This is a genomic window from Falsiroseomonas oryzae (assembly GCF_027856955.1).
Classification (GTDB): domain Bacteria; phylum Pseudomonadota; class Alphaproteobacteria; order Acetobacterales; family Acetobacteraceae; genus Falsiroseomonas; species Falsiroseomonas oryzae.
This window is the reverse complement of sequence record NZ_JAPSMD010000250.1, coordinates 1-7,765: the sequence shown is the minus strand read 5'-3', so window position 1 is coordinate 7,765 and position 7,765 is coordinate 1. Positions and strand designations below refer to the sequence as shown.

General features: G+C 71.8%; 8 protein-coding genes. 4 read left to right on the top strand and 4 right to left on the bottom strand.

Annotation, left to right across the window (positions count from 1 at the left end):
- Nucleotides 1-545: SDR family NAD(P)-dependent oxidoreductase (locus tag OZN99_RS20395; protein ID WP_270937096.1), on the bottom strand; the 545-nt coding region annotated here is incomplete at its 3' end.
- A gap of 202 nt (nt 546-747) precedes the next feature.
- Between OZN99_RS20395 and OZN99_RS20390 the strand changes: the two genes are divergently transcribed.
- The 4 genes from OZN99_RS20390 (at nt 748) to OZN99_RS20375 (ending at nt 4,644) form a co-directional block, all read left to right on the top strand.
- Entirely contained in the window at nt 748-1,278 is a 531-nt protein-coding gene (locus OZN99_RS20390; protein ID WP_270937095.1) for a TRAP transporter small permease, read from the top strand.
- 3 nt (nt 1,279-1,281) lie between these two features.
- Complete coding sequence (locus OZN99_RS20385; protein ID WP_270937094.1) at nt 1,282-2,553, top strand: TRAP transporter large permease; 1,272 nt, start codon at nt 1,282-1,284, stop codon at nt 2,551-2,553.
- A 29-nt stretch (nt 2,554-2,582) separates the two neighbouring features.
- The gene (locus tag OZN99_RS20380; RefSeq protein ID WP_270937093.1) at nt 2,583-3,578 is read left to right on the top strand and encodes a TRAP transporter substrate-binding protein; all 996 of its coding nucleotides are present in this window, start codon (nt 2,583-2,585) and stop codon (nt 3,576-3,578) included.
- A gap of 85 nt (nt 3,579-3,663) precedes the next feature.
- Entirely contained in the window at nt 3,664-4,644 is a 981-nt protein-coding gene (locus OZN99_RS20375; RefSeq protein ID WP_270937092.1) for a tripartite tricarboxylate transporter substrate binding protein, read from the top strand.
- Here OZN99_RS20375 and OZN99_RS20370 read toward each other — a convergent pair whose 3' ends face one another.
- The 3 genes from OZN99_RS20370 to OZN99_RS20360 all read right to left on the bottom strand — a co-directional run.
- Nucleotides 4,645-5,880, bottom strand: a complete 1,236-nt coding sequence (locus OZN99_RS20370) for a flavin-dependent oxidoreductase (RefSeq protein ID WP_270937091.1) — start codon at nt 5,878-5,880, stop codon at nt 4,645-4,647.
- Between the two features lie 76 nt (nt 5,881-5,956).
- Complete coding sequence (locus OZN99_RS20365) at nt 5,957-7,465, bottom strand: tripartite tricarboxylate transporter permease (protein WP_270937090.1); 1,509 nt, start codon at nt 7,463-7,465, stop codon at nt 5,957-5,959.
- The coding region (locus OZN99_RS20360) for a tripartite tricarboxylate transporter TctB family protein (protein WP_270937089.1) at nt 7,462-7,765 on the bottom strand (304 nt) is incomplete at its 5' end. The genes OZN99_RS20365 and OZN99_RS20360, both read right to left, overlap by 4 nt.

The window sequence follows — 7,765 nt, the reverse complement described above, 5'->3', positions numbered from 1 at the left end:
GCGGCGACCCGGGCGCGTAGCGCCGCGGTCGCCACCGGCCCGGGCCCGAGCGCGTTCACCCGGATGCCGCGCGGGCCGAACTCCTGCGCCGCGCAGCGCACGATGCCCAGCACCGCGTGCTTGGTGGCGTTGTAGAGCGCCTGCCGCGGCGCGCCCTTCTCCGACATGATCGAGCCCATCGCGACCACCGATCCGCCGCGCGGCATCAGGGGCACGCCGTGCTTCAGCGTCAGCGCCACGCCGCGCACGTTGACGGCGAAGACACGGTCCCACTCCGCCAGGTCCAGCGCCGTCAGGTCGCGCCAGGGCGGCACCAGCCCGGCATTGGCCACCAGCACGTCCAGCCGGCCGTGCCGCGTCCCGACATCGGCGAAGGCCGCGGCGACCGCGGCCTCGTCGGCCACGTCGCAGGCGATGTCGCCGCCCGTGACGTCCAGCGTCACGACCTCGGCGCCCTCGGTGCGGAACCGCGCCGCGATGGCGGCGCCCAGGCCGCGCGCGCCGCCCGTCACCACGGCCACGCGGCCGGCCAGCAATCCGCTCATCCCAGTGTCCTCCCGACATGCATGGTCGCTCTCCCCCGGTGGACCCGCGCAGCGCCATACGCTGCGCGCGGCGTCATGCCCAGCGCCGCCAGCGGGCTCCACCCGCACCGCCGGCTGTTCGCAGGGCAAACTTCCGCCCCAGTTGCGAACAGGCGCGCACCGTGCCTAGTCTTGCCGCAACGGGTCGTGGGGGCGAGGCGGCTTGCAGTCGATCATCTGGCTGGTGGACCGGCTCAACCTGGTGCTGACCTACCTGATCGGCCTGCTGCTGGCCGTGATGACCTTCGCCGTGCTAACGCAGGTGCTCGTGCGCTTCGTGCTGACCGCCGCCGGCGTCAACATCTCGGCGGCCTGGACCGAGGAAGTCGCGCGCTACGTGCTGATCTGGATCGTCTTCCTTGGCGCCGGGATCGGCTGCCGGCGGCGCCAGCTGATCTCGCTCGAATTCGTGGTGCGCTGGCTGCCCCCGCTGCCCGGGCAGGGGCTCGTGCATGCCGGCCTGTTGCTCTGCCTCGGCTTCTTCGGCCTGCTGATCTCCGTCGGCCTCGCCTTCATGGAACTCGGCGCGGTGGAGACCAGCCCGGTGATGCAGATCCCCAAGGCCTGGGTCTATGCGGCGATGCCCGCCGGCGCCTCGCTGATGATCCTCAACACGGCCGTGCTGATCGCCGAGACGCTGCTGCAGCGCCGCGACATCCGCACCGTCGCCGACGCCGCCGAGGGGGTGGAATAGGCCATGGGCGGCGCGATGCTGCTGCTGGCGGCCCTGTTCCTCGGCGGCCTGCCGATCGCGCTGGCGCTCGGCATCGCGCCGCTGCCGACGCTGATCGGCATGGGCATCCCGCTGATCGCCATTCCCCAGGTGGTGTTCGAGAGCCTGGACAGCTTCGCGCTGATGGCCCTGCCGCTCTATGTGCTGGCGGGTCGGCTGATGCAGCTCGGCGGCATCGCCCAGCGCCTGGTCGGCTTCGCCATCGCCATCGTCGGCGTGCTGCCCGGCGGCCTCGCGGCGGCGGTGGTGCTGACCTCGATGCTGTTCGCCACCATCAGCGGCAGCTCCGCCGCCACCGCCGCCGCGATCGGCAGCGTGCTGATCCCGGAGATGGAGCGCCAGCGCTACCCGCGGCCCTATTCCGCCGCGGTCGTCGCCTCCTCCGGCGAGCTCGGCGTCATCATCCCGCCCTCCGTGCCGATGGTCATCTATGCCGTGCTGACCGGCGTCTCCATTACCGACCTCTTCCTGGCCGGCATGCTGCCGGGGCTGATGATCGGCCTTTCGCTGATGCTGACCGCGAGCCTGATGGCGCTGGTCGCCGGCCATGGCGAGCGGATGCGGCCGAGCATCGGGGAATACGCCGCCAACCTGCTCGCGGCCTTCCGTCGCGCCTTCCTCTCGCTGCTGATGCCGGTGATCATCCTGGGTGGCATCTATGGCGGCATCTTCACGCCGACCGAGGCCGCCGTGGTCGCCGTGGCCTATGCGCTCGTCCTCGGCCTGTTCGTCTATCGCGAGATCCGCGTCGTGGACGTGCCGCGCATCTTCGCCGATGCGGCGCTGACCTCCTCCGTGGTGATGATCATTGTCGGCTTCGCGGCGATGTTCGGCTATGCGCTGCAGCTGCTGCAGGCGCCGCAGACCATCGCGGCGGCGCTCTCGGGCGTGTCGTCGGACCCGCTGGTCTTCCTGCTCGTGGTCAACCTGTTCCTGCTGGTCGTCGGCATGTTCATGGAGACCTTCGCCGCCATCATCATCCTGGCCCCGATCCTGGCCCCGATCGCCCAGGCCTTCGGCATCGACCCCGTGCATTTCGGGCTGATCGTGATCGTCAACCTGGCCGTCGGGATGGTGACGCCGCCGGTCGGCGTGAACCTCTTCGTCGCCTGCGGCATCGCGCGGATCCGCATGGAGCAGCTGATGCGCCCGCTCCTGGTGTTTCTCGGCGTGCTGATCGTCAACCTCGCCATCATCACCTACGTGCCCACGCTCAGCCTCGCGCTGGTGCGATGACCACATACCGGGAGAGGAGACAGAAGGACATGACCACCATCACCCGCCGCGGCCTCGGCTTCGCCGCCGCCGGCTTCGCGCTCGGCGCGCCGGGCATCGCCCGGGCGCAGGGCATCACCATGAACCTCGGCCATGTGCTGAGCGCCACCAGCGCCTACCAGGTGATCTTCGAGCGCTTCAAGGAACTCGCCGCCCAGCGCACCAACGGTCGCGTGACGGTCAACATCCAGGGCGGCGGCGCCGCGGGGAACGAGGGGCGGCTGATCCAGTCGCTGCGCACCGGCGTCATCGACGGCGCCTTCGTCGGCGGCTCCTCGCTGGAGACGGTGGTGCGCGACTACCGCGTGCTGTCGCTGCCCTACATCTTCGACGACCACCCCCAGGCCAACCGCGTCCTGCAGGGCGGCGTCGGCGAGCAGATGCTGCGGGAACTCGATCCGCTCGGCATGATGGGCCTCGGCTTCGGCGCGATCTTCGAGCGCAACATCGCCGGCCGCCGCGCCATCCGCACGCCGGCCGACCTGCAGGGGCTGAAGATCCGCGTGCTGCAGACGCCGGGCTTCGTCGAGGCCTACCGCGTGCTCGGCACCCAGCCGACGCCGATGGCCTATGGCGAGGTGTTCCTCGCGCTGCAGAACGGCGTGGTGGACGCGCTGGAGATCAGCAACGACGCGGTCGTCGCGGACCGCTTCGTCGAGGTGATCCAGCACTACGCGCTGACCAAGGTGCACCAGTCCACCACCGTCTTCGCGGTCAGCGCCGCCCGCTTCCGCGCCCTGCCGGCCGATGTGCAGGGCGTGCTGCGCACCGCCGCGAAGGAGGCGATCCAGCACGGCCTCGCCGCGCATGACCGGCTGAACGTGGAAGGACTCGCCGCGGTGCGCGCGCGTGGCGTCGCGGTGACCGAGCCCGACCTCGAGCCCTTCAAGGTCATCGCCCGGCGCAGCTACGACACCATCCTGGCCGAGGCCCCGAACGGCCGCGCCTGGGTGGAGCGGATCAACGCGGCCAAGGGCGCCGCCTGATCCGCGTTTGACGGCGCGGGCCGGCTTCGCCATCTCAGCAGGTGAAGCCGGCCCGGGCCAACCGGGCCGCGGGAGGAACCGCGCCATGCCCCTGACCAGCCCCACCCGACGCCGCCTGCTCGCCGCCGCGACTTTTGTCGCCGCACCGGCGGCGCTGCGCGCGCAACCGCGCCTGCCCGACGGGCCCGTCACCATCGTCGTGCCCTACACGCCGGGCACCGGGCCGGACATCCTGGCGCGCCTCGTCGCGCCGGTGCTGCAGCAGCGGCTCGGCCAGCCCGTGGTGGTGGACAACCGCGCCGGGGCGAGCGGCAATATCGGCTCCCAGCTCGTCGCGCGCGCGGCGCCGGACGGCCGCACCCTCATGATGCAGGTCAACACCTTCGTCATGAATCCCAGCCTGTTCCGCCAGATGCCCTACGACGCCGCGGGCAGTTTCACGCCCGTCGCGAAGCTGACCGTTGGCGACCTCGTGCTGGCGGTGAACCCCGACATCCCGGCGGAGACGGTCCGCGCCTTCGTCGATCTCGCCCGCAGCCGCGCCGGCGGGCTGGACTATGCCTCGCCCGGCAACGGCACGCCGCAGCACCTGGCGATGGAGCTGTTCCGCCTGACGGCCGGGGTCAGCATGAACCACGTGCCCTATCGCGGCAGCGCGCCGGCGGTGCAGGACCTGATCGGGCGGCGCGTGGCGGCCATGGTGCTGCCCGTCCACACTGCGCTGCCGCTGGCGCGCGACGGGCGCATTCGCATGCTCGCCGTCGGCAGCGAGCGGCGCGTGCCCACCGCGCCGGAGGTGCCGACCATGGCCGAAGCCGGCTTTCCGGAGGTGCAGGTGGATCTCTGGTATGCGCTGCTCGGCCCCGCGGGCCTGCCAGAGGATCTGGTCGTGCGCCTGAACGCCGAGCTGAACGCCTGGCTCGCAGAGCCCTCGACGCGGGAGCAGCTTCTGGCGCAGGGCATGGCGCCCACACCCGGCACGCCCGCCGCGCTCGCCGAGCTGATCCGCCGCGACCTGCAGCGCTGGGCCGACGTGGTGCGGCGCGCCGGGATCACCGCCGACTGATCAGGGGGCCGGCTGCAGCGCCGCGCGGTCGTAGCCGGCGACCTTCTTGTAGCCCTCCAGCATCGCGGTCAGCTCCTCGCGGCTGATCACGTCCTCGATGCGGGCGAAGGGCTTGTCGCCGCTGCGCTGCCACACCTCGCGGATGATGGCGTCCGGCGGGCTGCTGCGGTTGGTGCGCACCACCGCCGCCGTGGGGCCCAGGCGCCGGTCCTCGTACTCCTTCAGCGCGGCGACGGGATCGCGCTGCCCCGAGAGGCATTCCGCCAGCGCCTTCGCGTCCAGGATCGCCTGGCCGGCGCCGTTCGAGCCGCGCGGATACATGGGATGCGCGGCATCGCCCAGCAGCGTGACGCGGCCATGGCTCCAGCGGGGCAGGGGGTCCTTGTCCACCATCGGGTATTCCAGCACCACCTCCGCCGCGCGGATCATCGCCGGCACGTCCAGCCAGTCGAAGTGCCAGTCGGCGAAGGCGGGCAGGAAGTCCTCCAGCCGGCCGGGCCGCGCCCAGTCATTGGGGTGGTGATGCGGCGTCTCGATCTCGGCCACCCAGTTCATCAGCTGCAGCCCATCCGGGTAGGTGCGGATGGGGTAGATCACCATCTTGCCCTGAGCCAGCCAGCCAGCGCGCACCATGGTGGCGCCGGACAGGATGGGCTGCATGCGAGTCACGCCGCGCCACATGTTCACGCCGGAATAGACCGGCGGCCCTTCCTCCGGAAAGAAGCCGCGCCGGATCACCGAGTGGATGCCGTCCGCCGCCACCACCGCGTCGCAGCGCAGCGGCGGCAGCGTCGCGCCGGTCTCGCTGTCCTGCAGGTGCAGCAGCGCGCCCGTCTCGTCCTGCTCCACCCCCAGGCAGCGCCGCCCGGTCTGCACGGCCTCCGGCCCGAGGCGCGAGAGCACCGCGTCCAGCAGCACCATCTGCAACTCGCCGCGATGGATCGAGAGCTGCGGGGTCGCGTAGCCCGCGGCACGCCCCAGCGGCTCCAGGTGGATGAGCTGGCCGAAGCGGTTGTAGTAGGCGGCCTCCCGGGTCGCCACCGCCGCCGCTTCCAGGCTGCGCAGCACGCCGAGCGCCTCCAGATAAGCCGTCGCATGCGGCAGCAGATTGATCCCGACGCCGAGCGGGCGGATCTGCGGCACCGCCTCGTAGACCCGGCAGGCGATGCCGCGGGCGTGAAGGGCGAGAGCCGCCGTCAGCCCACCGATGCCGCCGCCGACGATGCCGACCTGCATGACCCTGCCCCCGTGCCTGGCGTCCTGCCGTCCATATAGCGCGCCGCGGAAAGGCGTGCAGGCCGGGCGGCGCCGCTCAGCCCACCGCCCGCCGCCGCAGCGGCCGTAGCAGCCGGTCCATCAGCCCGGGGATCGCCCACAGCGCCGCCAGCACCGTCAGCCCGCACAGCACCGCGCTGATCGGCCGGGTGAAGAAGGGCGTCAGGTCGCCGCCCGACAGCGTCAGCCCGCGCAGCAGGTTCTTGTCGAGCAGGTCGCCCAGCACGATCCCCAGCACCAGCGGCGCCATCGGGAAGCGCAGCTCCCGCAGGATGAAGCCGACCAGCCCCGCGCCCAGCATCACCCAGATGTCGAACAGCCGCGAGGTGATGGCGAAGGCGCCGACGGTGCACAGCACGAAGACGATCGGCATCAGCCGGCTGCGCGGGATCAGCAGCACCCACAGCAGCGGCCGCACCAGCACCAGGCCATAGACGAGCTTCACCATGTCCGCGACCACCAGCATGGCGACGATCTGGTAGATGAATTCCGGCGCGGTGATCGCCAGCATCGGGCCGGGGTTCAGGCCGTGGATCATCATCGCCGCCATCAGCACCGCCGCCGGTGCGCTGCCCGGCACGGCCAGCGTCAGCACGGGGATGATGGCGCCCGGCACGCAGGCGCTCTCGCCCGTCTCGGCCGACATCAGCCCCTCGACGCTGCCCTTGCCGAACTGATCGCGCTCCGCGCTGGCGCGCCGGGCGGCGGCATAGCTGGTCCAGGCCGCGATGTCCTCGCCCAGGCCCGGCATCGCGCCGATGAAGGTGCCGATCGCACCGGAGCGCAGGATGGTGCGCCAGTACTGCGCCACGTCACGCACCCGCGGGACGATGCTGTCCAGCTTCGAGCTCACCGCCTTCACGGCCGGCCCGCGCATGGCGTTCAGCACCTCCGCCACGCCGAACACGCCGACCAGCACCGGCAGCAGCCCCAGCCCGCCGGCCAGGTCCGTGCTGCCGAAGGCGAAGCGCGGATAGGCGTGGTTCGCCTCCTGCCCGACTGTCGCGACCAGCAGGCCGAGGAAGCCGGCGATGTAGCCCTTCAGCGGATCGCCGCCCGAGAGGGACCCTGCGATGACGATGCCGAACAGCGCCACCCAGAACATCTCGTAGCTGCCGAACTGCAGCGCGAACTCGCCGAAGGCCGGCGCGAACAGCGCCAGGATCAGCGTGCCGAACAGCGTGCCGAGCCAGGAGCCGAGGGTGGAGATGCCCATCGCCCGCCCCGCCAGCCCCTTCCGCGCCAGCGGATAGCCGTCCAGCGTGGAGGCGGCGGAGGCCGGCGTGCCCGGGATGTTCAGCAGGATGGCGGAACGCGACCCGCCATAGATCGCGCCCACATAGACGCAGACGAGCACCAGCATCGCCACCTGCGGGCCCATGGTGAAGGTCAGCGTGGTCAGCAGCGCCACGCCCATCGTCGCGGTCAGGCCCGGCAGGGCGCCGATGACGATGCCGATCAGCACCGCCCAGAAGGCGTGGAAGATGGCGCCGCCCTGCAGCACATGGGCGAAGCCCGCCCCCACCATGGAGATCGGGTCGGTCAAGGCAGGCGCACCAGGAAGATCCGTTCGAACACCAGCATCACGGCGAGCCCGGTGCCGAGGCCCAGCAGCGCCGCTTCCGCGATGCGCCGCGCGCGTCCCGCCGGCCCCTTCTCCCATTCGAACGCCATGGTGAAGGCGAAGACGAACAGCGCGCTGGCCAGCCAGAAGGGCAGGCGCCCCACCAGCACGCCCGCATACAGCGTGCCCAGCACGGCCGCCGTCAGCAGCCGCCGCCCGTCGCCGGGCGCCAGCGCGCGCGCATGGCCGTGCGAGGGCCGCAGCGCGCCGCGGCGGATGGCG